This is a genomic window from Halorubellus litoreus (assembly GCF_055378595.1).
In genome coordinates, this window is record NZ_AP043836.1 from 97875 (window position 1) to 124629 (window position 26755).

The 26755-nt window shown below is 70.7% G+C and carries 30 protein-coding genes; 16 read left to right on the forward strand and 14 right to left on the reverse strand.

Annotation, left to right across the window (positions count from 1 at the left end):
- Positions 1-83 precede the first annotated feature (83 nt).
- Both ACZ48X_RS04825 and ACZ48X_RS04830 read right to left on the reverse strand, forming a co-directional pair.
- Positions 84-896 carry a universal stress protein gene (locus ACZ48X_RS04825; protein WP_336350231.1) on the reverse strand — a complete coding sequence of 271 codons (813 nt, stop codon included), beginning with the start codon at positions 894-896 and terminating at the stop codon, positions 84-86.
- The gene (locus ACZ48X_RS04830; RefSeq protein WP_336350230.1) at positions 893-2386 is read right to left on the reverse strand and encodes an APC family permease; all 1494 of its coding nucleotides are present in this window, start codon (positions 2384-2386) and stop codon (positions 893-895) included. The genes ACZ48X_RS04825 and ACZ48X_RS04830 overlap by 4 nt, the downstream gene beginning before the upstream one ends.
- 276 nt (positions 2387-2662) lie before the next feature.
- Between ACZ48X_RS04830 and ACZ48X_RS04835 the strand changes: the two genes are divergently transcribed.
- The 4 genes from ACZ48X_RS04835 to ACZ48X_RS04850 are packed head-to-tail and all read left to right on the forward strand — an operon-like array spanning position 2663 to position 7023.
- Entirely contained in the window at positions 2663-3217 is a 555-nt protein-coding gene (locus tag ACZ48X_RS04835) for a nitrous oxide reductase accessory protein NosL (RefSeq protein ID WP_336350229.1), read from the forward strand.
- A gap of 1 nt (position 3218) precedes the next feature.
- Positions 3219-5261 (forward strand): NosD domain-containing protein, encoded by a 2043-nt coding sequence (locus ACZ48X_RS04840; protein ID WP_336350228.1) that lies wholly within the window; start codon positions 3219-3221, stop codon positions 5259-5261.
- Positions 5258-6142 carry an ABC transporter ATP-binding protein gene (locus ACZ48X_RS04845; protein ID WP_336350227.1) on the forward strand — a complete coding sequence of 295 codons (885 nt, stop codon included), beginning with the start codon at positions 5258-5260 and terminating at the stop codon, positions 6140-6142. Before ACZ48X_RS04840 ends, ACZ48X_RS04845 begins: the two co-directional genes overlap by 4 nt.
- Positions 6139-7023, forward strand: a complete 885-nt coding sequence (locus ACZ48X_RS04850; protein ID WP_336350226.1) for an ABC transporter permease subunit — start codon at positions 6139-6141, stop codon at positions 7021-7023. The genes ACZ48X_RS04845 and ACZ48X_RS04850 overlap by 4 nt, the downstream gene beginning before the upstream one ends.
- A gap of 76 nt (positions 7024-7099) precedes the next feature.
- Here ACZ48X_RS04850 and ACZ48X_RS04855 read toward each other — a convergent pair whose 3' ends face one another.
- Positions 7100-7711 (reverse strand): hypothetical protein, encoded by a 612-nt coding sequence (locus ACZ48X_RS04855; RefSeq protein WP_336350225.1) that lies wholly within the window; start codon positions 7709-7711, stop codon positions 7100-7102.
- Positions 7712-8081: 370 nt separating this feature from the next.
- Between ACZ48X_RS04855 and ACZ48X_RS04860 the strand changes: the two genes are divergently transcribed.
- Positions 8082-8483 carry a DUF4260 domain-containing protein gene (locus tag ACZ48X_RS04860; protein WP_336350224.1) on the forward strand — a complete coding sequence of 134 codons (402 nt, stop codon included), beginning with the start codon at positions 8082-8084 and terminating at the stop codon, positions 8481-8483.
- A 58-nt stretch (positions 8484-8541) separates the two neighbouring features.
- Complete coding sequence (locus ACZ48X_RS04865) at positions 8542-8883, forward strand: hypothetical protein (protein WP_336350223.1); 342 nt, start codon at positions 8542-8544, stop codon at positions 8881-8883.
- A gap of 150 nt (positions 8884-9033) precedes the next feature.
- On the opposite strand, the gene ACZ48X_RS04870 is transcribed toward ACZ48X_RS04865, so the two are convergent.
- Positions 9034-9678 carry a DUF998 domain-containing protein gene (locus ACZ48X_RS04870; RefSeq protein ID WP_336350222.1) on the reverse strand — a complete coding sequence of 215 codons (645 nt, stop codon included), beginning with the start codon at positions 9676-9678 and terminating at the stop codon, positions 9034-9036.
- Between the two features lie 337 nt (positions 9679-10015).
- Between ACZ48X_RS04870 and ACZ48X_RS04875 the strand changes: the two genes are divergently transcribed.
- The 5 genes from ACZ48X_RS04875 to ACZ48X_RS04895 all read left to right on the forward strand — a co-directional run bounded on the left by ACZ48X_RS04875 (position 10016) and on the right by ACZ48X_RS04895 (position 14098).
- Positions 10016-10762 carry a mechanosensitive ion channel family protein gene (locus tag ACZ48X_RS04875; RefSeq protein ID WP_336350221.1) on the forward strand — a complete coding sequence of 249 codons (747 nt, stop codon included), beginning with the start codon at positions 10016-10018 and terminating at the stop codon, positions 10760-10762.
- A 143-nt stretch (positions 10763-10905) separates the two neighbouring features.
- On the forward strand, positions 10906-11490 hold the full coding sequence (locus tag ACZ48X_RS04880) for an NADPH-dependent FMN reductase (protein ID WP_336350220.1): 585 nt from the start codon (positions 10906-10908) through the stop codon (positions 11488-11490).
- 100 nt (positions 11491-11590) lie between these two features.
- Complete coding sequence (locus ACZ48X_RS04885; RefSeq protein ID WP_464379831.1) at positions 11591-12682, forward strand: phosphotransferase family protein; 1092 nt, start codon at positions 11591-11593, stop codon at positions 12680-12682.
- Between the two features lie 74 nt (positions 12683-12756).
- Positions 12757-12951 carry a cold-shock protein gene (locus tag ACZ48X_RS04890; protein ID WP_336350218.1) on the forward strand — a complete coding sequence of 65 codons (195 nt, stop codon included), beginning with the start codon at positions 12757-12759 and terminating at the stop codon, positions 12949-12951.
- A gap of 256 nt (positions 12952-13207) precedes the next feature.
- The gene (locus ACZ48X_RS04895) at positions 13208-14098 is read left to right on the forward strand and encodes a helix-turn-helix domain-containing protein (RefSeq protein WP_336350217.1); all 891 of its coding nucleotides are present in this window, start codon (positions 13208-13210) and stop codon (positions 14096-14098) included.
- Positions 14099-14119: 21 nt separating this feature from the next.
- Here ACZ48X_RS04895 and ACZ48X_RS04900 read toward each other — a convergent pair whose 3' ends face one another.
- The 3 genes from ACZ48X_RS04900 to ACZ48X_RS04910 all read right to left on the reverse strand — a co-directional run bounded on the left by ACZ48X_RS04900 (position 14120) and on the right by ACZ48X_RS04910 (position 17690).
- On the reverse strand, positions 14120-15148 hold the full coding sequence (locus ACZ48X_RS04900; RefSeq protein ID WP_336350216.1) for a hypothetical protein: 1029 nt from the start codon (positions 15146-15148) through the stop codon (positions 14120-14122).
- A gap of 79 nt (positions 15149-15227) precedes the next feature.
- Complete coding sequence (locus ACZ48X_RS04905; RefSeq protein ID WP_336350215.1) at positions 15228-16028, reverse strand: hypothetical protein; 801 nt, start codon at positions 16026-16028, stop codon at positions 15228-15230.
- Between the two features lie 6 nt (positions 16029-16034).
- Positions 16035-17690 carry a lipopolysaccharide biosynthesis protein gene (locus ACZ48X_RS04910; RefSeq protein ID WP_336350214.1) on the reverse strand — a complete coding sequence of 552 codons (1656 nt, stop codon included), beginning with the start codon at positions 17688-17690 and terminating at the stop codon, positions 16035-16037.
- A 140-nt stretch (positions 17691-17830) separates the two neighbouring features.
- Here ACZ48X_RS04910 and ACZ48X_RS04915 point away from each other — a divergent pair, with 140 nt between their 5' ends.
- The 5 genes from ACZ48X_RS04915 (at position 17831) to ACZ48X_RS04935 (ending at position 21791) form a co-directional block, all read left to right on the forward strand.
- On the forward strand, positions 17831-18043 hold the full coding sequence (locus ACZ48X_RS04915) for a hypothetical protein (protein WP_336350213.1): 213 nt from the start codon (positions 17831-17833) through the stop codon (positions 18041-18043).
- Between the two features lie 457 nt (positions 18044-18500).
- Positions 18501-19370 (forward strand): DUF726 domain-containing protein, encoded by an 870-nt coding sequence (locus ACZ48X_RS04920; RefSeq protein ID WP_336350212.1) that lies wholly within the window; start codon positions 18501-18503, stop codon positions 19368-19370.
- Between the two features lie 83 nt (positions 19371-19453).
- Positions 19454-20737 (forward strand): histidinol dehydrogenase, encoded by a 1284-nt coding sequence (hisD, locus tag ACZ48X_RS04925; protein WP_336350211.1) that lies wholly within the window; start codon positions 19454-19456, stop codon positions 20735-20737.
- Between the two features lie 464 nt (positions 20738-21201).
- Entirely contained in the window at positions 21202-21567 is a 366-nt protein-coding gene (locus ACZ48X_RS04930) for a HesB/IscA family protein (protein WP_336350210.1), read from the forward strand.
- 41 nt (positions 21568-21608) lie between these two features.
- Positions 21609-21791, forward strand: a complete 183-nt coding sequence (locus tag ACZ48X_RS04935) for a DUF4177 domain-containing protein (protein WP_336350209.1) — start codon at positions 21609-21611, stop codon at positions 21789-21791.
- Positions 21792-21800: 9 nt separating this feature from the next.
- Here ACZ48X_RS04935 and ACZ48X_RS04940 read toward each other — a convergent pair whose 3' ends face one another.
- The 7 genes from ACZ48X_RS04940 to ACZ48X_RS04970 form a co-directional block, all read right to left on the reverse strand.
- Positions 21801-22286, reverse strand: a complete 486-nt coding sequence (locus tag ACZ48X_RS04940; protein ID WP_336350208.1) for a cupin domain-containing protein — start codon at positions 22284-22286, stop codon at positions 21801-21803.
- A 67-nt stretch (positions 22287-22353) separates the two neighbouring features.
- Positions 22354-22554 carry a dodecin gene (locus ACZ48X_RS04945; protein WP_227131205.1) on the reverse strand — a complete coding sequence of 67 codons (201 nt, stop codon included), beginning with the start codon at positions 22552-22554 and terminating at the stop codon, positions 22354-22356.
- Positions 22555-22602: 48 nt separating this feature from the next.
- Entirely contained in the window at positions 22603-23268 is a 666-nt protein-coding gene (locus tag ACZ48X_RS04950; RefSeq protein WP_336350207.1) for a DUF2238 domain-containing protein, read from the reverse strand.
- Positions 23265-23882 carry a hypothetical protein gene (locus ACZ48X_RS04955; RefSeq protein WP_336350206.1) on the reverse strand — a complete coding sequence of 206 codons (618 nt, stop codon included), beginning with the start codon at positions 23880-23882 and terminating at the stop codon, positions 23265-23267. The genes ACZ48X_RS04950 and ACZ48X_RS04955 overlap by 4 nt, the downstream gene beginning before the upstream one ends.
- Before the next feature lie 106 nt (positions 23883-23988).
- Positions 23989-24954, reverse strand: coding sequence for a DUF1028 domain-containing protein (locus ACZ48X_RS04960; RefSeq protein WP_336350205.1), 966 nt, complete (start codon positions 24952-24954; stop codon positions 23989-23991).
- A 146-nt stretch (positions 24955-25100) separates the two neighbouring features.
- Positions 25101-25643 (reverse strand): DUF7528 family protein, encoded by a 543-nt coding sequence (locus ACZ48X_RS04965; protein WP_464379856.1) that lies wholly within the window; start codon positions 25641-25643, stop codon positions 25101-25103.
- A gap of 128 nt (positions 25644-25771) precedes the next feature.
- Positions 25772-26506: a YihY/virulence factor BrkB family protein gene (locus tag ACZ48X_RS04970; RefSeq protein WP_336350203.1), complete on the reverse strand. Its 735-nt coding sequence runs from the start codon at positions 26504-26506 to the stop codon at positions 25772-25774.
- Positions 26507-26755 lie beyond the last annotated feature (249 nt).

Here is a 26755-nt window from a genome sequence, read left to right on the forward strand (position 1 = left end):
CGACTCGTCCTTCTCGGGGACGACACGTGTTGCGGTTACGTGAACATCTCTCGCCCCGACGTAAGTACTGTCCGGTACCTTCCTCATTCCTCGTCGTCGCCGTCCGTGCCGTCGGCGTCGCCGGTGTCGCCATCGGACGTATCCGCGTCCCGGTCGCCGGTGTCGCCATCGGTCGTGCCAGCGTCGGCGTCGTCGTCCGGCTTCTCGGGTTCGCGTCGGACGACGAGGACGGGGCCGACGGATTCGGCGGCGACGCGGCGGGCTTCCTCGCCGAAGACGAGCGACTGGAGCGACGGTGCGCGTTCGCCCATGACGATGGCGTCGTGGCCGGGGATGGCGTCGACGAGCGCTTCGAAGGGACGCTGGCTGGTCGCCGTCTCGACGGTGACCGCGGGGCCGCGTTCGTCGAGGTCGGCGGCGACGTCCTCGAGCGCGCTGCGGACGGCGTCCACGTTCGCCTCGGCGGCGGCGGCGAACACGGTGATGTCGATGTCGCGGTCGCCGACGAGGTCGGTGACGAACGCGACGATGCGGTCGACGTCCACGTCGCCGGTGAGGGGGACGAGGATGCTGTCGACGGCGCCGGTGGCGCCCGTGATGGCGTATGCGCTCGCGTCGACGGCCGCGGCGACGCGGTCGATGCTCTGTTTGCGGTCGTGCGTGAACACGAGTCGGTGGTCGGCGTCGCCGCCGGCCTGCCGGAACTCCTCGGCGATGTCCTCGAGCGCGCTCGTGGCGCGGTCCTCGTACTGGGCGCGCGCCTGGTCGGGCGGGGTCTGCTCGGGGAGGACGTGGTAGCCGAGGACGGTGACGTCCATCGTCGACAGGAGGTTCATGAGGCCGAGGGAGACGGACTCGGACTCGAGGACGCGGATGGGGACGAGGACGCGCGTCATCCGCGGACACCTCCGAGTTCCACGTCGCGAGCGTAGTACGCCCACCACCCGACGGTGGCGAGCATGAGTGCCGCGCCGACGATCTGCGAGGTCGGTTGCATGAACCCGACGAGCGCGAAGCTCGCGAGCGCGCCGAGGACTGGGACGACCGGATAGCCCGGGGTGCGGAAGTCGGGGTCGTACCAGTCGGGGTCCTTGCGGCGGAGGACGACGAGCGCGACGCAGATGAGGCCGTACTGGACGAGATGGAGGAAGGAGGCGATCTCGGCGAGCACCTGGACCTGGCCGGTGGCGACGAGCACGAGGATGGGGCCGCCGGCGAGGCCGAGCGCGACGTGGGGCGTGCCCCAGCGGAGGTTCACGCGGCTCGCGCGCTTCGGGAGGAGTGCGTCCTTCGAGACGGCGTAGATGGCGCGCGAGGTGGAGAGGACGCTCGCGTTCGCGCTCGACATCGTCGCGAGCAGGCCGCCGAGGACGATGGCGAGCGCGCCGGGCGCGCCGAGGAGGTCGCGGCCGACGTCCACCATCGCGGTCTCGCCGATGCGGCCGAGTTCCTCGCTCCCGAGGGCGCTCGTCGCGACGAAGATGGTGACGACGTAGAGGACGCCGACGACGACGACCGACCCGACCATCGCGAGCGGGAGGTTCCGCCCCGGGTCCTTCATCTCGCCGGCGACGGTCGCGACCTGCGCGAACCCGAGGTAGCTCGTGAACACGAGCGCGGCGGTCGTGAAGATAGGTACCGTTCCGAACGGCGCGAACTGCTCGGGCGCGGTCTCGGCGCCGAAGACGCCGACGGCGTCGAGGCCGCCGTACGCGAGGAACGCGACGAGTATCGAGAGGAGGAGCGCGACGATACCGTTCTGGAGTTTCGCAGCGTTCTCGGTACCGGTGACGTTCAGGACGGTGACGGCGGCCCCGAACAGGAGCGCGATGGGGACGACGAGTCCCTCGCCGACGGTGACGCCGAGTTGCGCGAGCGTGTCGACGGCGTAGTACCCGAACCCGACGAGGTAGAACGCGGTCGCGAACACGAGCCCGAACCACAGCGAGATGCCGACGACCGCACCCGGGAGGGTGCCGAGGGCGCGCGAGATGAAGTAGTACCCGCCGCCGCTCTTGGGCATCGCGGTCGCGAGCTCGCTCGTCGGGAGCGCGACGAGGAGCGCGATGACGGCGCCGAGCCCGAACGAGAGCGCGGCGGCCGGGCCGGCTTCGCCCGCGGCGATACCGGGGAACACGAAGATGCCGGCACCGATCATCGTCCCGATACCGATGGCGAGTCCGCCCGAGAGGCCGATGGTGCGTTCGAGCTCGGAGTCGTCAGTGACGTCGGCCTCGGGCGTCTCGACGGTCGGCTCCGCGTCCGGGGCGGTCCCCTCGGCGTTCTCCCCGCTGGGTGGTTCGGGAGCGGGCGCCTCGGCCGCGTCCGGGACGTCGCCGTCGGGCGGGCCGGGGGCGCCCGCCTCCGAGGATGAGTGGCTTGGCACGTTCCCCGCGTCGACCGGACCGCACTAAGGTATTCGGGCGCTTCGCGTCGACCGACGACGAGGACCGGTCGGTCGTGGCCTGCTTCGGGTGTCGGGGCGACGGTTCCTGCGAGCCGAGAACCGCCCGGGCGAGATATCTTCGTTCGGTGCGTAGTAATCGGTACAAGGCCGTACAAGACCATGTCCCCAAACGAGTCCTCCAATTCGCCGACCTCGTGCAGCAGGAAGAACGACCACGAGCACACTGCGACGTGCCGTCGCGGAGCGTCCACTCCGGTGGTATCGCGGCGGCGCGTCCTCGCTGGCGCGAGCGCGGTCGCCGTCGCGAGCGTCGCCGGTTGCCTCGGTGGCAACGGCGACGCGGCGCCCGCGGCGGTCGCGATATCGGACGTCGCGGCGTGCGACGAGTGCGGGATGGTCATCTCGAAGCACCCCGGGCCGAACGCCGAGATATACTGGGCGGACGTCGAGCCGGAGGGACGCGACGCGCCGTTCTGGTTCGACTCCCTCAAGCAGTGCTTCTTCCCGCATTACTTCGAGGGCCGGGACGCCGGCCGGTCGCTCGACGCGGCGTACGTCACCGACTACTCCGCGGTCGAGTACTCGGTGAACACGCGGGAGGGAGCGTCCTACATCACCTCGCACACCAGCGCGGACTCGATGGCGGACGCCACCAGCCTCAGCTACGTCGTCGAGAGCGACGTCGAGGGCGCGATGGGTCCGGACTTCGTGCCGTTCGGCGACGACGCCGACGCCGAGGCGTTCGCGGCCGAGCACGGCGGGAGCGTCGTCGCGTTCGACGAGATAACGCCGACGCTCGTCGGGAAGTGAGATGGCTGCACGCGGCGCGCTCGCGGTCCTCGTCGGCGTCCTCCTCGTGTCGAGCAGCGTCTTCGTGACCGACGTCGGGCCGACCGGGGACGTCGACCCCGTACCGTTCGAGGACACTATCGTCCTCACGGACCTCACGGACGCGGAGCGCCGGATCGCGGAGGAGCGAGGGCTCGCGGTCCCGAGAGCGGAGGTGTTCTACTCGCGGTACCGGTACGTGGTCGGGCACGTCGGGTTGTCGTCGCTCGTCGACGTGCTCGGCGACGACGCGCACGCTCGCCAGTTCGGGGAGCCACTGGATATCCTCGTCTCGGACTACACGACTGCGACGCTCGCGGTCACCGACGAGGGGTATCTCGCGACGACCGACGGGTACGCGAGCTGGGTCGCGGTCGAGCACGCGGTGTTCGTCGTGAACTCGAGTGCGCGCCGACCCGGTGGCTCGGTCGTCGTCCCGTTCTCCGAGCGCGCCGCGGCGCGAGCGTTCGCGAGCGAGCACGGCGGCGAGGTCGTCGACTGGGCGGGCCTGCAGGCTCGCGAGCGCGACCGCGGCGACCGCCGGCTCGCCGTCGAGACGGGGCTCGCGCTCGCTTCGGACCGCCACGCGTGGGCGGACCGCGCCACCGCTGACGCGCGGCGTCTCGCGGAGCGACCGGTGTCGGTGGTGGTCGGCGAGGACGCACCGACGCTCGCCGCCGCGATAGCTGCCGCGCCACCGAACACGACGGTCCGCGTGCCCGCCGGGAACTACAGCGACGTGAACGTCACCGTGCGGAAACCCGTCACGATAGCGGGCGCCGGGGCGAACGCGACGACGCTCGTCGGGACCGGGAACGGGAGCGTGCTCCGCGTCCTCGACGCGCAGGTTGCGGTCACCGACCTCGCTATCGAGGGCGTCGGCGAGGGGAAGGGCGTCCCGAACGTCTCCGTGGACGAGGGCGCCTGGGACGCACTCGTCATGCGGTCGTACGCGCACGCCGCCTCCGGCGTCGAGTTCGAGAACGCGAGCGGGTCGTACGTCGCGGACGTTCGCGTCACCACGCCGTCGAACGGCGTCACCGTCCGGTACAGCGACGGCGTGGTCGTCGAGCGCGTGCACGTCGACGGCCGGTCCCCGTGGCTGGAGGGCTTCATGAGTACGCTCGCCGCGCACTCGCGGGTCGTCATCCAGGACTCGACGTTCGACGGCGGCCGCGACGGCGTCTACATGCACGTCGCGGACGGGACGGTCGTCCGCGGGAACGACTTCCGGAACCTCCGGTTCGGCGTGCACGAGATGTACACGTCGGAGACGCTCGTCGCGGACAACGTCGTCGCGGACGCGGACACGGGCATCGTCGTGATGACGCGCCCCGAACGGAACGTCGTGCTCGGGAACGCGGTGCGCGACAGCGGCGTCGGGGTGGACGTCGCCGGCCGGTCGTCGTTCGTCCTCCGGAACGTCGCCGTCGGGAACGACATCGGGCTGACCGTCGGCTCGTACCGGTCGCTGTACGCCGAGAACACCCTCTACGGGAACGGCGTCGGGATCAGCGGGTCGACGCTCGTCCCGACGAACGCGGTCGCTCGGAACGACGTCGTGCGCAGCGACGCGTACGCCGAGGCGTCGCTCGGCCCGGTCCGAGTGTGGTCCCACGACGGCCGCGGGAACTACTGGGCGGGCGCGCCGGGGACGGACCGCGACGGCGACGGCGTCCTCGAGCGGACGTTCCGCCCGACGGGCGCGGTCGACCGGCACGCGGAGGCCGTACCGAGCGTGCACGTCCTGGCGCGCTCGCCCGCCGTCTCGCTCCTGCGGTCGTCGGCCGCGGAGATGCCCGGACTCCGCCCCGAGGGCGTGCTCGACGTCGCACCGCTCGCGGCACCGGTCCGCCCGGACGTCCTGGAGCGCGTCGCGGCGACGCCCGACGCCGACCCGCGGTCGTGGCTGAACGCGACCGCGCCCGACTCGACGACGGCCAACGCGACCGACCACCGGGTCACCGGCGACGATAGCGTTACGCGTCCGGCCGTCGAACACGCGAAGGAGGTGCATCGAGCATGAGCGACGGCAATCCGGAGGTCGCGGACGAGACCGAGGAGGCGGACGTGGATGAAGCCTCGCCCGACGTCGACGAAGCGGCCGCCGACGAAGCCGCGGCCGACGTCGACACCCAGTCGCTCGAAGACACCGGGGGCGCGCCCGCAGCGGAGCCGACGCCGGAGTCGCGGGTGGTCGCGCGCACCGACGGACTGGGCGTCCGCTTCGGTGACGTCCAGGTCCTCTCGGACGTCGACCTGGCGGTGCAGGGCGGTGCGGTGACCGCGGTCGTCGGTGCGAACGGCTCCGGGAAGTCGACGCTCCTGCGCGCACTCGCAGGGCTCCTCGAACCCACGGCGGGGACGGTCCAGGTCGTCGCCGACGCCGCTCGGCCGGTCGGCTTCTGCCCGCAGGACCCCCGGTTCCGCGCGCACTTCACGGTCGACGAGACGCTGTCGTTCTACGCGAGCCTCCTCGACGCGGCCGTCGACGTCGACGACACCCTCGAACTCGTCGGTCTCGGCGCGGTCGCGGACCGCCGCGTCGACGCGCTCTCCGGCGGCATGATCCGACTGCTCGGCATCGCGCAGGCCGTGCTGGGAGACCCCGAACTGCTCGTGCTCGACGAGCCCGCGTCCGGACTCGACCCGTCGTTGCGCGCGCACATCTTCGAGACGCTCCGGGACGTCGCCGCGACCGGGCCCGCGGTCGTCGTCGCCACCCACCACCTCTCCGGGGCCGCGACCGCCGACCGCGTCCTCGTCCTCGACGACGGCGGCGTCGCCGCCGACGACACGCCCGAGGCGGTGATGGCGGACGCCGGCGTGGACTCGCTCGACGCGGCGTTCACCGCGATCGTCGGCGACGAACTCGCGGTGCGCGCCGGCACGGAGGTCGGAGAATGACGACCGACCGCGACCGCCTGTTCGCCGTCGCCGACCGCGAACTCGTCACGATGCTCCGGACGCCCCAGTACGTCCTCGTCGCGGCCGGGTTCGTCGTCGTCGTGCTCGGGCTCGCTGTCGCGAGCGGCCTGACGGGGTACGTCCCGCTCGCGGTCGACCTGCTCGCGCCCGTCGAGGTACTCGTCCCGTTGCTCGCGGTGGCGTTCGGGTATCGGTCGCTCGGCGCTGGCACGGAGACCACCGAACGCCCGGTGCTCCGGACGTACCCGATGCCGCGGTGGGCGTACGTCGGCGGCGTGTACGTCGGGCGTGCGGTCGTCGTCTGCTCGCTCGTGTTCGCGACGCTCCTCGTCGCCGGCGTCCTCGTCCCGTTCCTGGGGCCGGAGGGATCGTCGGTCGTCGCCACCCACGGCGGCGAGGGCTCGTTCGGCGCGTACCTCCGGTTCGTCGTGCTCGCCACCGCGTACGCGGCCGTCGTGCTCGCCGCGGTCCTCGCCGTCTCCGCGGTGACGTCCACGGCACGGACGGCCGTGGCGGCCGCCGTCGCGCTGTTCGTCGTGGTCACGGTCGGCGTCGACCTCGCGTTCGTCGGCGCGCTCGCCTCGGGCGTCCTCGGCCCCGAGAGTCTTCGATACCTGCAGGCGCTCGGGCCGAACGGCGCGTTCCGCGGGCTCGTTCTGACGCTCGTCGTTCGCACCGTGGACGCCGCCGCGATTCCACCGAGCGTCGTGGTTGCGAGCGCGCTCGGACTGACCGCGTGGCTCGCCGGGGCGCTCGCGCTCGCGACGGCGTTCGTCTGGCCCACGCCGCGCGAAGGCGGCTGGGAGCGCGTCGACGCGAATACGACCCCGAGCGGCGGCGTCGAGTCCGGCGAGGAGTGACGGACGGCGTTGGACGGCGAGCGCGCGGACACGCTGGCGGCCATCGAGTCCCGGTCCCCGACTCCGTCTCGACGGGTCAGTACGCGAGGCGGCCGCGGAGGAGGTGACTGAGGCCGAGCGCGAGGACGGCGAGGGCCGCTGCGGCGACGGCGACGCCGCCGACCGAGACGGGGATGATACCGGGTTCGAAGGGGTTCCGGCCGACGAGCGTCTGGAAACGGCCGACGAGCGGGTCGCCGGCGAGACCGACGAGGAAGAAGCCGTGGACGACGGCGACGGCGGCACCGCCGGTGACGAGACTGACGTGCGTGGCGGCGTCCTCGATGGCGAGGAGGTCGTGGACCTCGCGCTCGGAGAGGACGTCGTCGGCCGCGAGCCGTCGGTACGCGACGTAAGAGACCCCGAGGACGCCGACGAGTTCGATGGCGCTTGCGTACGCGCCGAGGAAGAGGAACTTCGGTTCGGCGGCGAGGACGTCACCGCCGAGGAGCGTGCGCGTCGGCTCGGGCTGGGAGAGCGCGAGCGGGAGGACGAGCGCGAGCGCGGCCAGGATGAGTCCCTGGAGGGCGAGCGTCCGCGGGAGGGAGAGCTTGAAGAGACTGTACCGCTGGAGCTTGATTCGCTCGTACTGCGAGTCGCCGAGGAGCGCGGCCGCGTGCCGGTCCTCGACGGAGTCGTTCCCATCCATCTCTTGCCATTCGTAGACCTAGATTACCTTATGAGCTTTGTGGTACCGTATTGCGGTTACTGGTTCCTTGCGCTTGGTGTCGCGTGGTCATCGCCGGGCGACCTCGGACACCGATAAAGGACATATTATCGCTTCCCAGGCCCGCTCATCCAGTATCTCTCCGCCGCCGGACCCCTCGGGTTCGCTCGACTCGCCGTCGGAAGTGACGGCGGTTCCATCCGTTTCCAACATTCCTTTATAAATGACTCCGATGGCGTGGCCCGGGCTCCTCGGGTGGTGCTCGCTCCCGGGCGAACGAGAGCGAACTGTGGCTGCGTGACGAGCTCTCGCGCGGAGATAGGACTATTTCTCCGGGCGGCGTCTCCCCGGTATGCACCCGAAGACAGTCCTGCGCCTGGAGGGCGCGGCCGTGTTCGCCGCCGCACTCGCGGCGTACGTCGCGGTCGACGGCCGCCTCTGGCTCCTGCTCGTGCTCGCGCTCGCTCCCGACCTCTCGATGCTCGGCTACCTCGCCGGTGCGCGCGCCGGCAGCGTCGTCTACAACGCCGCCCACACGTACGTCGGACCGCTCGCGCTCGCGGCCGTCGGCGTCCTCGTCGCGACCCCGCTCGCGACGAGCGTCGCACTCGTCTGGGCGGCCCACATCGGCGCGGACCGCGCCGTCGGCTACGGGTTGAAGTACCCCTCGGGGTTCGGGGACACCCACCTCGACCGCGCGTCCACGCCCGACTCGGCCTCGACGCACCCGACCGAGCCGACGAGCGGTCGATAGTCGACAATGCCGACGCAGGAACCGCACGACGAAGGTCTCCTGGGCCGCGTCCTGTCCCGTGTTCGTGCTGGCGGTGTACCGACGCGACCGCCGGCTGCTGGGGGTCGTGCTCGCGTTCGTCGGCGCGCAACCGCTCCTGTTCGACGAACCCGACGACGACGCCGCGTGGGCGACTCGCGTCGTGCGCGGCGAACGCGACTGGCTTGCCGCCGGGCTGCGGGACTCGCCTGGCGACGTGGCGCTGCTCGCGGTCGGCGCCCCGCTGAACCTGTTCGTGCTCCGGGCCGCACTGCGACGCCAGCCGTTGCGGACGGCCGTCGACGTCGCGTGCAGCGTCGCACTCTCGCTCGCGTTCTTCGACCGGATGGCGGACCGGTACGAGCGAGTGACCGAGCGCTGACGACCGCGCCAGCGGTCGCGCTATCGCGGTCGAACCCACACCATCGGCACCGTTGGCGATAGCGCGAAGTGAAAGTGTAATCCTGCCTTCTAGTCACTGAATCGGCGAAACAGAGGGACCAGGGTTGTCGTGGTCCGTCCGCGATGACGCTCAGACGACGGTGGTGCTTTCGCCGCGGCCGAGCAGGTAGCCGCCGAAGGCGACGAGCCACAGCATCGCGGGGTAGACGATCATTCGCTCGGCGCCGCCGTGGTTGATGGCGCCGAAGACCGCGGGGTTCCCGGCGTCGCCGACGATCATGACGCCGAGGAACGCGATGCCGACGACGCCGGCGAGGACGGACGCGTACCGCATCGCGCCCCGTACCTGCGTGCCGGCGCCGATCGCCTGCACGTTGAAGAACAGGAACGCGAAGAGCGCGCCGAGACTGTGGAGGTCACCGGCGTCGAGCGGCACCGCTCCCGCGACGACGGCGCCGAGGCCCGCGAGCACGAAGACGCCGAAGAGCCAGCGCTTCCCGTGCACTCGGTAGTAGTAGTACCCGCCGGCGACGTTCAGGAGGCCGACGAGGACGAGCGAGGCGTTGAACAGCCACGCCGTCTCTGGGAACACGCCGAGGTCGCTGATGGCGCTCGCGCCGAAGTCGTACCCGGGAACCATCGCGGCGGCGAGCATGATGGCCGTCATGAACTGCGCGGAGAGGACAGCGAGGATGACCCCAGCGCGCCGCTGCGCTCGAACCGTACCCGTGGTCGATTCAGTGGGGATGACTTCGCGGAATGTGGTTTCGGTCATGGTGGGTCACGACTAGAGAGACGCGTCGCGTCGACATCCCTACACACGGTGGGTCTCGGCCTGCGAGAACGAAGAGCATTGCCAGCAGCCCTCACGAGGCACTCTGGAGCCGGCCACTGCGCGCTCCCGTCAGCGGTTCGTCGAACGACGTCGGCCGTGGACGCGGTCGCGTCCGCTCGCGGTAATGTGGTCATTCAATTGTCGCAGTCCTGTCGGACAGGCGATACTCCGAGAGTTCTCCGTCGCGGGACGAGAGCGCAGAACCGGGGCGGCTCATGCAGCCCCTGGACTGCCGTAACGGCCAAATAACCATTCTCGCTCCACGCAACACCTCTTCATGGCACTGGAACTAGTAATCCTACAGACCGGTCTCGACCAGACGATAGACGACACCATCGCGAGCATCGTCGAGTTCGCGCCACGGCTCGTCGGCGCGCTCCTCATCCTCCTCGTCGGGTGGTTCGTCGGCCGTATCGCGTTCCGCGTCGTCGCGCAACTCGCGGACCGCCTCGAGATGGACCGGGCGGTCCTGAAGACGCCGCTCGGCCGGATGCTCGGCGGCACCGAAGACGCCGTCTCCAGCGCGTTCGGGCGCGTGACGGCGTGGTTCGTGTACGCAGTGGCGATCCTCGCGGCGTCGGACGTGCTCGCCGTCGAGTTGCTCTCCGAGTGGGTCGCCACCGCGGTGTCGTACCTGCCGTCGTTCGTCGCGGGCGCACTCATCATCGTCGTCGGGTTCGTGCTCGCGGACTTCCTCGCCGACGCCATCGGCCGCACCGAGACCGTCACCGAGAGCCGGTACACGGGCTGGTTCGCGGACGGCACCCGGCTGTTCCTGTACTTCATCGCCATCGTCATCGGCCTGGACACGATGGGCGTCGCGGTCGACATCCTGTTCACGTTCGCCGAATCCATCTCGCTCGGCATCGCGGTCGGCGTCGCGCTCGCGCTCGGCATCGCGTTCGGCTGGGGCGGGAAGGACTACGTCGCGGAGAACATCGACGGCTGGATCGGGGGCTCCGAGCCGGCGATGGCCGCCGGCCACACCGACGGCGGCACCGACGCGGACGTCGACCAGGACTGACCGCGTTCGACTCGACGGACCGCAGTCGGCTCGACCGACTCCATCCGCGTCGCGTTCCGACCGGCTCCCGTCTTGCGTGTTCGTTTTCGTACAATACGTGGTTTCAGCGCCCGCTTAACTCGGTCCCGACGGAACAACGAGACATGACGATACTCGGAACTGACGCGCCTACCGTGGTCGCCGTGTGCGGGAGTCGACGCGACGCGAGCAAGACGAAGGTCGTCCTCCGCGCGGCGCTCGCGGCCGCCCGCGACCGTGGCGCCGACACCCGGCTCGTGGACCTGGACGCGTACGACCTCCCGCCGTTCGACGCCGACGCGCCCGACGTCGGCGACGCGACGACCCTCCGCGAGGTCGTCGCGGGCGCGGACGCCGTCCTCCTCGGCACGCCGAACTATCACGGGTCGTACTCGGGCGTCCTCAAGAACGCCCTCGATTACCTCGGACGCGACGAGTTCGGCGGGAAGACCGTCGGCCTCGTCGAGGTCGCTGGCGGGCGGTTCCCGGGGAGCGCGCTCGCGCACCTCCGGACGGTCGCACGCACCCTGAACGCGTGGACGCTCCCCGTCGAGGTCGCGGTCCCGTCCTCGCACTCGACGGTACGAGCGGACGGCATCGCCGACGACGACGTCGCCGAGCGCGTCGAGGCACTCGGGACCGACGTCGTGGAGTACGCCCGCGTCGACGACCACCCGCGCTACCGGGCAGCCTCTACGGCCGGCGACTGACGCCGCTCCGCTGCGCACCCGCCGGCCGCCGTCGGGGATGCGAGTGAACGACTCGCAGACCACCGGTAGCTTCGTGTGTGCGAGGGCCGCGAGTGTGGACGTGACCGACGAGTGGACGCGAGCGGACGCGGACGTCTCGGACGAGGCCGTCCGTGAGATGGTCGGCGAGCTGCGGCCGGCGTGGACGGTCGAGCGCGTCGCGCGCGTAGACGAGGGCACGGACTTCGTGGCGACCCTCGACGTCGCGACGCCCGCGAACGGCCGTCGCGTCGTCCTGAAGGCGACGACGAACGACTGGGTGGCCGCCGAGGTCGCGCGCGCCGAACCGCGACTGCTCGAGCACGTCGGCGGCGAGACGACGATCCCGGTCCCCGACGTCTACGGGTACTGCGACGCGCACGACGCGCTCCCAGCGCCGTTCTACCTCATGGAGCACGTCCCCGGAGAGGCGCTCGAAGGCCGCGCGGACGTCCTGGACGAGGACGCGGTCGCTCGCGTGCTCCGGGCGGCCGGCGAGAACCTCGCGGCGCTCCACGACCTCGGGACGCTCCCCGCCGCCGGCACCGTCGGCGTCCGCGACGACGACCTCGCCGTCCTCGACACCGACGACGACCCACGCTACGCCGACGGCCTGGAGAAGGCTCGCGACGGCTGTCTGGAAGCCATCGAGTCGCTCGACGACGGCGGGTACTTCCCGGGCGTCACCGAGGACCGCGAGCGGTTCGCGGACCTGATACCGACCCTCCGCGAGCACGTCGAACGCACGATACCGACGCTCCCGCCCGCGGACGACCCGCGGTACTGCCACTGGGACTACCGCTACGGGAACCTGCTCGTCGACCCCGGCACGGGTGCGACGAACGCCGTTCTCGACTGGGCGAACCTCTCAGCCGCGGAACCCGCGAGCAACCTCGCGTCCGTCGAGTTCCACCTGCTCGACGCCGACGACCCCGACGACGCCACGCTCGACGCGCGCCGACGGGCGTTCCGGGACGCGTACGCGTCTGCTCGCGACGACGACTGGGCGTTCACGGACGCCGTCCGCGAGCGCATGGCGTTCTACGAGTTCGGGAACCGCGTCGGCGCGATGGCGTGCTTCGGCCTCTGGCACGAGGACGCCACGCCCGCCGAACGCGAACGCATCGAAGCCGACCACCGCGCGTTCGTCCGCGACCGCTGCGGCGGCCGATGACCACATCCGCCGATGGTCGTGGTACCACGTCCCTCGCAAGTCTTAATGTGGTCCCGGGATTGTGTCTGGTCGCAATGGCAGAAGGCGAAGTTGATTTCTTCAACGACACTGGCGGCTACGGTTTCATTTCGACTGACGACGCGGACGACGACGTGTTCTTCCACATGGAAGACGTTGGCGGTCCGGACCTCGAGGAGGGGCAGAAGGTCGAGTTCAGCATCGAGCAGGCGGACAAGGGTCCGCGCGCGACGAACCTGACGCGTCTGTAACTACGGTCTTCGACCCGCCCTCTGGGCGACGAAGATACGATTTCTGACGGGGCGACTCGTCACGAACCCACCACCCGAGAGCGCGAGCGCTGCCGGTCCACCGTGGCCGGACTCGCGCGAAGCGACGGCGCTATCGGTCGCGGTCGCGCGACCCGTGCCGTGCACTCGGTGTGTGGAACGCGAGCAGTGTACCCGGTGTGTGGGACGCGAGCAGTGCACCCGATACGGAGATGGTCTCTGGCGGCGAACTGATACTATGAACGACGGTTCCAGCGGCGAGTTTGCGGTGGAGCGCCGGTCGCCGGAGGAGACGTTCGCGCTCCTCGGCGACGACACGCGCATCGGTATCCTGCGAGCGCTCGGGGAGACGCCGGACGACGCGCGGTCGTTCAGCGACCTCCGCGAGCGCGTCGGCACCGAGGATTCCGGGCGGTTCAACTACCACCTCCGGAAGCTCGTCGGGTCGTTCGTCCGGAAGACCGACGACGGCTACGAGCTGACGTACGCGGGTCGACAGATCGTCGGTGCGATGTACGCCGGGACGTACACCGCGAACGCGTCCGTCGACGCCATCGCGGTGCCCGGCGAGTGCCCGCTGTGCGACGGGCCTCTCGAGGCGGCGTACGCCGAGGAGACCGCGACGTTGTCCTGTCGCGAGTGCGAGGAGTGGTTCAACGAGTTCTCGTTCCCGCCCGGGAGTCTCGACCAGTTCGACGCGGACGAGCTCCCGCTGGCGTTCGACCGGTGGATGAGTCACGTCGTCGACGGCGTCCTCGACGGGTTCTGCCACATCTGTGCGGGACGCACGACCGGACTGCTCGTCCTCGACGACGACGACCGGCCGTTCGCGACGTACCCCGCGCACGTCGAGTTCACGTGCGGTCGCTGCGGCGGGTCGGTGCGAACGGCGCCCGTCACGCCGGCGTTCATGCATCCGGGAACGCGCGGGTTCCTCTTCGAGCACGGGTTCGACGTGAGCGAACTGCCGTCGTGGGCGGTGTGGTCCGCGATCGACCTCCCCGAGGTCGCCGTGGTGTCCCGCGACCCGCCGCGCGTCGAGGTGACGGTCACTGCGGGCGACGAACGACTCGTCGCGACCGTCGACGCGGACGCGAGCGTGAGCGACGTCCACCGCGTCGGCCAGTAGCGCGCAGCCTGGCAGCGAGCGTTATTCCGCGGGAAGGCCGGCGGCGAGGACGACGAGCGCGGGGCCGACGACGAACCCCGCCCAGGTGCCGACGCCGAGGAGTGCGACCGCGAGGAGCGTACCGCGTCGAGCGCGCGAGGGCGACTCGTCGTCGATGGCGCGCCCGAGCAGGTACCAGCCGAGGAGTGCGGGTATCGCGACGAACGCGAGCGTGACGAGGACACCGGTCGTGAGCCCGGCGACGCTCGCCGCGACGGTGGTCTGGACGGCGACGCCGGCGACGCCGCCGCCGTAGAGCGCCGACGCGACCGCGAGCACGACCGAGCGCGTCGTTCGCGTGCCGCCGTCCCCGCCGGCGCCGCGAGCGTCGTCCTCGCTCCCGTCGGTCGTCCACCACGCGAACGCGCCGAGGGTCGCGAGCGCGCCGAGGAGGATGGGGCCGTACACGAACCACGCGGGCTGGCCCTCCCACTCGTGGATGCGCGGCCGGTCCAGCGGGACGGTGACGTACTCCTCGACGCCGAAGGACTCCTGGTAGCCGACGACGACGCCGACCGCGCCCGCGCCACGGTCGGGGTCGTACGCGGCGACGTAGTACGTCCCGGCGGTGTCGACGGTCGCGTTCAGTTCCGCGGTCCGGTAGAGCGCCGCGGGCGTGAACGGCTCGTACTCCGCGTCACCCGACGGCTCGGGTTCCACGACCCTGGCGCCGTAGCCCTCGGGGACCTCGACCTGCGAGGGGACGCCGTCGGTGCCGTTCAGCGCGGGACTCATGACGACGAACCCCGGCTCGAACCCGGTGGCTCGCGGCGTGAACGTGCTCACCTGGAGGCGGTCACCGGCGTCGAGGTACGTCCGGTAGTACGCGCTCTCGTTCGCGTCGACGCGGTCGTAGAACGACCACGACTTCGCGGGGTCGTCGACGTACGTCGCGTTCCCCGGGTCGTCGTTGTCCGTCGAGAACGCCGGGACGTGCCCGAGCGCGGGCGCGGCGACGGCGGCGAGCGCGACGGCGACGAAACAGATAGCGAGGACGCGGCGTCGATGCACGTCTCCCCGAATGGGAGCCAGCGGTTCGTACCTTGCGCTTGCGGGCGTCGCCACCGCCGACGCGAGCACTCCGACGGCCTCACTCGGTCGCGGTGACGTCGAGGGCGTCGGCGACGGTGCGGAACGCGGCGGCGACGTCCGCGTACCGGTTCGCGGAGTCGAACCGGAACCGGTCGGGGCGCGACGGGCCGAGCGCGTCGAGCGCGCGAGCGACGAGTCCGTCGTCGACCCGCCACGCGAGTTCGACGACCCGGTCGTCGGCGTCGAGGTGGACGCGTTCGAGCGCGCCGAGGTCGAAGCACGCGTCGTCGACGCACAGCGACGGCGGTTCGAGGACGTGGCGCGTGCCCGCGGCGGTCCAGTCGGCGAGCGGTCGGGCGGGGAGCAGTCCCGCCGGCGCCGCGGCGAGGGCGTCATCGACGGCCGCGCGGAGCGCGTCGCGGTCGGTGGTCGCGTGCGCGTCGACGCGGAACTGCCCGTGGTCGGGGACGTACGCGAGGACGCGCCGGTCGTCCCGGAACGCGTCGAGTCGTTCGACGGCGACGAACCGATGCACGCACGAGAGCGCCAGGAGCGACGCGAGCGCGTCCCGGACCTCGTGGACCGGTGCGCGGAGCGGTCGAGCACCGCCGCCAGTGGCGTCACTGGTGGCCTCGGTGCTCGCGAACGCGGTTCGGAGGTCGTCGGCGACCGCGGGGTGCTCGTCGGCGAGCATGGGGCGGTCGACGGCGACCGCGACGGTGTCCGCGTGGTCGAGGACCGCGTCCACGGCGTCGGCGGTCGCGCGAGCCTCGACGGTGGCGTCCGCGTCCGTCGCGACGACGAGCGCGTGCGTCGGGTCGAACGCGGTCGCGTCGCGGGCTGGAGTGGGTCCGGGCATGGTCGGTCAGGTGAGGTCGGCGAGCGCTTGCCGGTAGCGGTCGGTGAGCGTGCCGACGAGGCGACGTTCGACGGGCGTGAACCCGAGCCAGCGGAGCGTCGCTGCGTAGCCGGCGAGGCCGCCGAGGGCGCCGACGGCGATACCGAGGGCGCCGGGGAGGCTGGCGCGGGCCGCGATGGCGACGGCCCCGAGCGGGACGGCGGCGACGAGCGTGTACCCGTGCCGGCGCGTCAACGGTTGGAGGCCCTCGAGGTAGTAGAGGACGACGACCTCGAGGACGTTGTTCAGCGTGAGCATGAGGACGTACGTCCCGACGAGCCCGGGGAGGCCGTAGTTCGCGGTGAGGGGGATGGCGACGACGACGAGTCCGGCGGTGATGAGGGAGTTCACGACGAGGAGCGCGCGCTGGTTGTCCGTCATCATGAGGAGGATGCCGACGCTCCCGGCGGCGCACGCGACGTACTGCGCGACGACGAACCCCGCGAGGAGGTCGGCGTGCGGGACGAACGCCTCGCCGAACAGCGCCATGAGTTCGCGGCGGTAGACGACGACGGGGACGGCGGCGGCGGTGACGCCGACGAGCACCATCCGGCTCGTGACGTGGTAGAGACGGCTGAGTGCGCGGTCGTAGCCCTCCTCGTTGAGTTCCGCGGCGACGGGCGGGATGAACTGGTTGATGGCGTTCAGCGGGAGTCTGACGAGGGACCCGACGAGGACGCCGACGGCGAACACGCCGCCGGCGAGGCCCGTGAGGAACCACGCGATGAGCGGGTAGAACCCGAGGCGTTGCGTGACGGTCGCGAACCCGCCGAGGAACAGCGGGAACGTGTACCGGACGTACCGCGTCCAGAGCGCGCGGACGTCGGGGCCGCGGACGCGCGGTCGGATGCCGCGGTCGCGGGCGAACCACGCCATCGCGACGGTGCCGACGAGCGCGCTCGCAGTGACGACGCCGGCGGCGACGAGGACGACGTCGTCGAAGACGAGGACGCCGAGGCCGGCGACCGCGAGGTGCGCGACCGGGACGCCGACGCGCATCGTGAGCGTGAGCGGGACGACCGCTTCGAGGCCGCGGAGGATGCCACTGACCGTGAACAGCCACGCGGCGGCGGGGAGGCCGATGGCGAACACGCGCAGGAGCGCGCCGAACTGGCCTTCGCGGCCGACCTCGACGAGGTCGACGATGGTGGGCGTGGCGACGTAGAGTGCCGCGCCGAACAGGGTCGAGACGCCGAACAGGAGGAGGGCTGCGAACGTGACGATGGCGTCGCGCTCGGCGTCGTCGTCGGCGTTCGGGAGGAAGCGACTGAGCCCGCTGTTGAACCCGAACGCGAGGTGCAGGAGGTACGCCTGGCTGCGTCGTGCGAGCGCGAACACGCCGTACGCGGCAGCGCCGAACCCGTTCGTGAGCGCGGCGGTGAACGCGACCGACAGTCCGCGTTCGGCGAGGATACCGGGGACGGAGACGGTTGCGCCGTGTGCGACGCGTTCGAGCGCGTCCTCCAGGCGCGCTTCGACGACCGCGTCGCTCGGCGCGACATCGTCGCCGTCGCAGGGGGCGGTGTCGTCGCCGGGGACGTCGTCACGGCCGGTCGCACTGGCCGTGGAGTCGCGCTCGTCCGCCGGGTCCTCGCCCGCTTCCGCGGTCGCGTCCGCTGTCACGCCCGTGGCTTTCGCGGTGGACGGAATAAGTCCGATGGTGGCTACAGTGACGGTATCACGTACCACGGGGCAGCGGTTCGGCGGCGCTCGCTCGGGCCGGTGGACGAAACGGACTTGACGGGCGCGCCCGGAGTCAGGCCATGGACCGGAATCGGTTCGTGATGCTGTCGTTCGTCGCGTTCGGGTGCGTGCTCGCGAGCTTCGTGACGCTCGGGTTCGGCCGGATCGCGCTCGGGTACCGGACTGCGCAGGTGCTCGCGGCGCCGTTCGGCCTGGTCGCGTTCGCGCTCGTCGTCGTCCTGTTCGCGGTGTCACTCCGGACGGTGGTCCTCGGCGACGACGACGCCGCGTGACGTAACCATTGGCCATGGTCGACAGCAACAAGTTTTTATTACGGGCGACCGAAGTGCGAATGCAGTGTGCGGTCCGCGGTCGCTCGGACCACGGGCATGGCCGCGCCGGCAGCGAGACAGTCCCCCCAACGACTCGCACCGGCGCGGACGCCGACACGGTCGGCTCGGCCCCTCGAGCCGATGCCTGGCGTCGCCTCCCCAGCGGCGTCGTGCGTACGGCGTCTCGGAGTGACCACGGCCGTCCACGCGACGAGACGGTCCCGCACCTGCGTCAGACGGCACCCCAGCACCGCCGCTCCCAACCGGGAGCGGCCTCTCTGCGGTCGCCCCCACCGAACCTCTCCCCCGAGCGACGGCCACCTGGCGCGTCCCGACGCCCGGCGAGAAACGATACGACGGTTCGTGAGTTCACTCGACTTCGTATGATATATACTCGTCCAAATTCAATCGGAATTATATGAACCGACGGACCTACCTCGGCACGATCGCGACCGGCGTCGCGGGACTCGCCACCGCGGGCACCACCGCGGCTGAGAGCGGTACGGACGGCGTCCCGGGCTACGTCTCGACGCGCGGCCACTTCGACATCGCGTGGGGCGAGGAGTACCTCACCGACGGTCACGACGAGACCGACTACGACGTCGACGGCACCATCCCCGGACTCTCGGGAAGCGCCCCGGACGAACTCGTCGTGATGCTCCACGGCTACAACCAGACGCCCGCCGAAGCGCGCGAGGACATCATCGAGCCCGCGGCCGCCGGATTCCAGGCCGGCGGCTACGACGGTCCCGTCGTCGGGTACACGTGGGACTCGAAGTTCTCGAACCTCCAGTGGTGGGATACCGTCGAGATCGCCGAACAGAACGGCCCGAAGCTCGCGGCGTACTGTCGCGACTACGCCCAGAAGAACCCGGGGACGGCGCTCCGCGTCGTCGGCCACAGCCTCGGCGCCGAGGTCATCCTGAACGCCATCGAGCAACTCGACGACTGGGGCGCGCACGACGCCATCGACACCGTCACGATGCTCGGCGCGGCCGTGAACGACGAGGCGCCGTCGCTCGACTGGGAGCCCTTCGAGGACACCTACGGCGAGGAGATCGAGCGGAGCGTCGGCCGGTTCGACAACTTCTACAACACCAGCGACGAGACGCTCACCGGCAGCTACGAGTACGCCGAGTGGGACACCGCGCTCGGCGCCGAAGGCATCGAGGAGGAGCCGCCCGCGAACTACGTCGACCACGACGTGAGCTACGTCGACGGCCACGAGACGTACTTCCTCGCGGACGGCGGGTGCGTGGACGCGGTCGTCGACACCTGGTCGGCCTGAGGGCTCTCGACGGACGCGCGACGGTCCCGGGAGACGTCCGGCGAAGGAAACGGTTTTTCTCCGGTCGCGGTCAACGCCGATGCATGGACGTCAACGAGATCGCGGACCTCGGGAGCGACCGGCGCCGTGCGCTGTTCGAACGCGACGCCGGCGTCGAGAGCGCTCGCGAGTCCGTCCGCGAGGTCGTCGAGCGAGTACGGGAGGAGGGCGACGTCGCGGTCCGCGAGTTCACCGAGGAGTTCGACGACGTCTCCGTCGGGAACCTGGACGTGCGCGACGCCGCCGAGCGCGCGTACGAGGACCGCGTCGACCCCGACGTACGGGACGCCATCGACACGGCGGTCGAGAACGTTCGCGCGTTCCACGAACGCCAGGTGCCCGCGGACTGGCGCGAGGAGTTCTCGCCGGGTCGCGAACTCGGCCGTCGGTTCCGGCCGCTGGAGCGCGTCGGCGTGTACGCGCCCGGCGGAACCGCGGCGTATCCGTCGAGCGCGATCATGGGCGTGGTGCCGGCGAAGGTCGCGGGCGTCGAGCAGGTGGTCGTGGCGACGCCGCCCGCCGAGGAGATGAACCCGGCGACGCTCGCGGCCGTGCACGCGGCGGGGGCGGACGAGGTGTACAGTATCGGCGGCGCGCAGGGTATCGCAGCGCTCGCGTACGGCACGGAGACCGTGCCGCACGTCCAGAAGGTCGTCGGCCCGGGGAGCAAGTGGGTGACTGCCGCGAAGGCGGAGGTTCGCGGGGACGTCGACATCGACTTCCTCGCGGGGCCGAGCGAGGTGCTCGTGCTCGCGGACGACACCGCGAACCCCGAGTTCGTCGCCGCGGAACTGGTCGCGCAGGCCGAGCACGACCCGAACGCGAGCGTCGTCGCGGTCACGGACGACGAGAACCTGGCGGACGACGTCATCGACGAGGTGTTCGCGCAGGTGGACGACCGCGAGCGCGAGGACACCATCCGCGACGCCCTCGCGAATGACGCGTCGGCCATCCTCCTCGCGCGCTCGATGAGCGAAGCGGTCCTGTTCGCGAACGAGTACGCCGCCGAGCACCTCGCCATCCACGCCGACGACGACGAGGCGCTCCTGGAGCGCATCGACAACGCGGGGAGCGTCTTCCTCGGCGAGCAGACGCCCGTCGCCGCCGGCGACTACGCCTCCGGCACGAACCACGTGCTGCCGACGAACGGTGGCGCGAAACGCTACGGCGGCCTGAGCGTCGACGAGTTCGTGCGCTCCACGACCGTCCAGCGACTCGACGAAGAGGGACTGAGCGACCTCGCGGACGCCATCACGACGCTCGCCGAAGCCGAAGGCCTCGACGCGCACGCCGAAAGCGTCCGGAAGCGCGTCGAGCCCGACGACTGACCCCAGCGACGACTGATCGGAGCGAACGTCGTGGCGCGCGCTGCCGGGACGCGACGAACGAAACGAGGCGACGGAGTCGCCTCGATGGCGAGCGGCCGGCGGCCGCGAGCCGAGGTGAGTCGCGTCCCGTCGATATCGCGCGAGGGATGCGGAACGAGCGTCGCGAGTGACGCATCGGTTGGGGAGGACGAGGTGCGGTGCGGGGCTGGGCGGGCCACTTGCACGTGCGAGTGACCGGTACGAGGCCGGGGCAGGCAATCCAGTTGCACGGACCAGCCAGGGCTACGAGGAGCGAGTAACCCACGAGGGGTTCGCTCCCATCGACCCCAGACGGTACCGCCAGCCGAGAACCCCACACCGATCCGACCCCGGGGTTTACACGAGACGTAAACCCTCGTCGCGAACTCGACCACCGCAGTACCGCCGACGCCACGTTTAACTCGCTCCCCCACCGTACTACGACCATGAGCACGGAAACCGCGGGCGCCGAGCCGGGCGGGTCGCTGACGGTCAGCGAGGACGCCGCGTCCGAGGCGCTCTCGCTCCTGGAGAGCGAGGGCATGGACGTCGAGGAGGCGGGGCTGCGATTGTTCGTGAAGCAAGGCGGGTGCGCGGGCCTGTCCTACGGGATGCGCTTCGAGCACGAGCCCGCGGACGAGGACTCGGTGTTCGACCACCACGGCCTGCGGGTGTTTGTCGACCCGGCGAGCCTGGATTACGTCGAAGGCAGTCACCTCGCGTTCGAGGGCGGCCTCCAGGGCGAGGGGTTCCACGTCGAGAACCCGAACGTCGTCAGCGAGTGCGGCTGTGGCGAATCCTTCCGGACCTGACGGACACAAGACACTTCTCGCGTCGGTTCCGAGTGTCGACCATGCCCTCACGACAGCAGTGGGAGTACAAGGTCGTCGACCTTTCCACGTCCTTCCTCGGGAAGTCCGTGAAGAACCCCGAGGACGAACTGAACGAACTCGGCCGCGACGGCTGGGAGCTCGTCGAGGACCTCAGCGAAGCGAGCGGGAACACGCAGTCGCTCGTCTTCAAGCGACCACGGTAGGACTCGAACTCATTCCTCGCCGTCCCAGTAGTCGACCGCGTCTTTCGTCCTGAAGTACCCGTGAACGGTCCGTTCCTCGCTGCTCCCCGGCGGTGACCCAGCGAAGACACCGACCTTCTCGCTGTCGGGGTACTCGGTGACGTCCGGGTCGCGCATCGTGGACATCGCGAGGTACCGCAGTGGCTCGTCGCCGTCGTTCACGACGCGATGCGCGCCCTCCGGTCGCGCGGGACAGGGCACGTACGTGCCAGCGTCGACGCGGTGCTCGTCGTCGCCGAGCCGCACGAATCCCTCCCCGGCGAGCACGTAGAGCGCTTCGGCGTTCCCCGCGTGATAGTGGTACGGCCACGAGCGCTTCCCCGGCGGCAGCTCGTAGAGGCTACAGCCGAGGTCGTCGCCCGCGCCAGCGGCCGCGGCGAGTTGCTTCCGGCGGAACGCCGACTCGCCATGCTCGTACTCGCGCCACTCCAGGTCGCTCTCGTCGACTGGCTCCATACCTCGCGGTTCGGCGGACCAACAGGTAGCCGTTCGGGTGCCAGCGACGAGAGTAACCGCGGTCGCGTCAGCCTTCCAGCTCGAACGCGACCGTGACCTCCGCCTGGTACTCTCGGTCCTCGACGCTCGCCACCTCGACGCCGAGTTCGTCCACCTCGATCCAGAGGACGTTCTGGAGGGTGTCCTGCGCGCGGTCGATGGCGTCGTCCGCCGCAGCGTCGAAGCTCTCGGGGCTCGTGCCGATGAGGGTTATCTTCTTGAATACCATCGCGTTCGGGTGGTCGACCGCCCCCGACGTAAGCCTAGGGGCGTGCTATCACTCCTCGTGAGAGTTGTCCGTCATGCGCGACCGGAGCGCCCCGACGACGTTCGTCAGGTAGAGGTGCCCCCAGATCGCGACGAGCAACCCACCGAACGTGTTCCAGACGAGGTCGCCGAGCGTGTCCTCGACGCTGTACTGAGTGAGCACGGTGTCGACGCCGACCGCGCCCGTCGCGACCGTGATGGCGAACTCGAGCACCTCCCAGATCACGCCGAACGCCATCGTGAACGCGAGGACGTACGCGAACGTCACGCGCCGCGGCAGATAGATGTCCGCCGAGTGCTCGTCGAGCGCGCGCACGGTCGAGTACCCCGCCGCAGCGACGACGCTCGCCGACAACGCGTGGGTGACGTCGTCCCAGACGGGGAGCGTCCGGTAGAACGAGTCCTCCATCCCCGGGAGGCCGACGGTGCCGAGCGCGTGCAGGAACGCGGCGGTCGTGATCCACAACGTCAGCCCGGCGTCCATCGGGACGTCGTAGTCGCGCTCGACGATCGCGGGGAGTTCCGTGACGACGAGGCCGACCGCGCAGTTCACGACGATACCGACGTTGAGCTCGTAGATACCGACGAACAGCAGGCCGACGAGCGACAGCTGCATGAACCGCGAGAGCTGCTTCTGGCGACGCTCGTGGAGGCCGAACGACGACAGCGACGTCATCGGACGGTCACGCCCGGCGGGAGTCGGTCCAGTTGCGCGCGTCGACGCACGTAGAACTCGAAGACGCCCGCGGCGAGCACGCCCGCGAGTATCGAGTACACGAACTCGATCATGAGCGCCTCGTTGCTCTGCACGAACGGCGTGCCGAGGAAGACGAACCCGGCGTAGCGAGTCACCGCCCAGACGCCCGCGGCCGCGGTCGTGAACACGACGACCGAGAGCACCGCGAACCCGAGCGTCATCTTCACTGGCGTGAACACGTGCAGTTCCACGGCGACGATGAGCGCGACCGCGGCGACCGCGAGGTACGTCGCGAGCGCCTCCGTGATGGGGAGCGTCGCGAACAACCGGCCGAGCATCGGGAGCGCCGCGAGCGCCAGTACCTCCCACGGCAGCATGATGCGCGGGTTCCGGAACGCGACCGCCGGCAGGGCAGCGAGCGCGGCGACGCCCGCGGCGAACGCCGCCGACGGCACACCGCCGAGCAGCAACTCCGTCACCGCGTCGACGACGAGCACCGCCACCAGCACCCACGCCAGCGCCGCGTTCACTCGATGGTCCTCGAACAGCCCCGCGAGGTCCTCCTCGAACAACCCTCCGTCTGCCCCTGACATACCCCGTCGTAAGTGGGTGCGAGTGAAAAACCTGCTTCCACACGGCAAGTCCCTCCGCCGGCATGCAGCGACCGGTCACCTCCTCTCGGTCGAGCCGGTGAATCGCTTACTCGCGTTCGAGCCGTTGGAGGCCGTGCCAGATGGCGTCGACCAGCCGCTCGTCGCCGTCGGCGTCGGCGTCCGTCCAGCCGCGAGCGAGCGCGTCCTCGAGGACGGAGAGCTCGTGGTTCTCGAAGTTGTTCATCCCGCGGAAGTCCTCGAGCGCGTCTCGCTCCGCGTCCCCGAACCCGGTGTCGGCGACCGACTCGAGGTCGCCGTCGTAGAACCCGAGGTCGGCGAGCGTCGCCGCGACGGCGCGCGCAACGTCGCCATCGAGCTCGCGGACGTCCTCGGGTTCCTCGCGAGCGAGCAGCGTCACGTCGTATATCTTGAACACGCGTTCGAGCTCGTCGATGGGGTGCTCGTGGTCGTCGACGCGCACGTCGATCCACCGGTCGTTCTTCCCGTCGTAGCCGCCCTCGGGTTTCGCGACGTACATCGCAGCGGACTGCTCGCCGCGGGAGTCACCGCCGGCGTCGTTCCCGGCGTGCAGCGCCGCGAGCAGCTTCTCGGGGAGGCCGCCGTCGGTCGTCTCGAACGCGTCGGCCATCGCGGGCAGCGTCTCGTCGTTCTCGAGGATGTTCCCCTGCACGGTGTAGTGCTCGCCCTGGACGTCGCCAGCGACGTCGAAGCACTCGTCGCCCGTGAACGCCGCGACGCTCCCGTCCTGGCCGACGACGCCGACCTGGCGCTGGGCGGCCTCGTCGTCGCTGTCGGTGAGTTCGTCGACGACTTCCTCGGCGGTGTAGCCGTCGAGGAGGAGGTCGAGGCCGTCCGGGCCGTACGCGACGTTCGCGAACGACTGCGTCGCGATAGCGCCGGCGCTCGCGTCCGCGAACGGCACGACGCTCCCGACGCTCACGAACTTCGACTGCACGGCGACGCCGACCGCGTCCTGCTCGGGGTCGCGAGCGACGATGCTGAACGTCGACGGCCGCGGTCCCTCCCCCGGCGTTCGCTGGTCTCGTGACATACCCGGGGCGACGGCGTCCGCTCGCAAAAGGACTGGCGTCCCGGCAGGGCCGGGTGTCGCCGAACGGCGATTCCCGTATCGTCGACCGAATCGGGCGCCGCATCGACCGGCTGGACCGAATCGGGCGCCGCATCGACCGGCTGGGGTCAGTCGTCCGCGGGCATCACCCCCAGGTGGTCGCCGGTCGTCGACTCGTTCGCGGACGCGGTCGCGTCGGCCGCTCGCTCGTCGTCGGTCGCTTCCTCGTCGACCGCCTCGCCCTCGACCGTCTTCTCGACGGTCAATGGCTGGCGGGAGGCGAGCTCGCAGTCGAACGCCGGATGCTCCGCGTAGTGCCACACGAGCATGTGCCGGCGGCCGCCGGTGAGCCCGGACCGCTCGACGTCGCTCGCCGTGAACGACTCGGGGAGTTCGTCGTAGACCCCCCGGCACGCCTCGAAGGACTCGAACACCTTCTCGTGGCCGGCGGAATCGGCGCCGCGGCGCGCGACGACGTACGCGTCGTCCTCGCGGTGCGTGCCCGTCGTGTGGACGTACTCGGTGGTGCGCGTGAGTGCGTTCGACAACGCGTCGCGTAACTGTGCTGCTTCGTCGCGGCTCAGGTCGTGCGTTTCGTCGCCGACGCACAGGGACAGGTCGTGGTCGTCGGCTACGACGGTCGGCTTACCGTCGGAGAATTTCTCGACCAGGAGCCTGGGAACTCCGTGTCATTGCAACCCACCCTTTCGCGTCCAGGGGCATAAACGCTGGTGGTGCTGCAGGTTCTGCCTGTCGGACCGAAACCGTAGCTGTCGGTCGACCGACTACGAGGGTTCGCTCAGTCGTCGAGCGTGGCGGTGAGGGCGACGGCGACGAGGAGCGCGAGCGCGCCGAGGTAGAGGAACGTGACGACGAGGATGACCCCGCCGATGACGCCGTACGCGGGCGAGTACGAGCCGTACGTCGCGTACGTCTCGAACGCGATCCGGAGCGTGGACCACGCGACCGCGGTCGTGGCCGCGCCAACCATCGCCGCACGCAGCCTGGGGCGCGTCGGTGGGAGCGTCACGAACACGGGGAAGAGCGCGAGCGCGACCGCGACGACGTGCAGGATTTGCCACGCGACGTCGTCGGACCCGGTGAGGAGTCCGGACGCGGCGAGCACCATCCCGACGGAGATCGCGGGGACGACGATGGCGCCGGCGACGGCGCGCGCCGCGAACCCGTCGTTGCCCGTGGTCTCGTAGACGCGCTCGAACGCTGCCTCGAGGGCGCCGTAGAGCCGCGTCCACCCCCAGACGAGGCCGACAGCGCCGGCGACGCCGAGCCCGGTCGCCCCGGAGGAGTCGACGAGCGCTCGCCGGAGCACGGACCGACCGGTCGCGGTCAGGGCGCCGTCGAGATACGCGAGCGTCGCGTCCGCGAGCACGGGGCCGTACGTCAGTTGGACGACGACGAACCCGAGCGCGAGCACCGGGACGAGCGACCCCAGCCAGTAGTACGCGACCGCGGCGGCGACGAACGGGACGTCCGCGCGGCGGGCGCGGTCGACCGCCTCGGTCGAGATGCTCACGGCCCGGCGCGGTCGGCGCCTGGCACGCCGGCCGTCGAGGCGGCGGTGCGTTCGCGGCCGCGCTGCTCGCACGACGGGTCGCGCGCAACGAGACGACCGCAACGCGGTATGCGATAGCGTGTCATCGGTTCGTCCTCGGCCCCCAGACGCGTCGTTATTGGCCGGTTACTGGGCGTCGAGGAGCCACCAGCGACCCCGGTACGACGACGCTACCGCCGGGAACGGGGCCCACGCCCCGGTCGACGACCG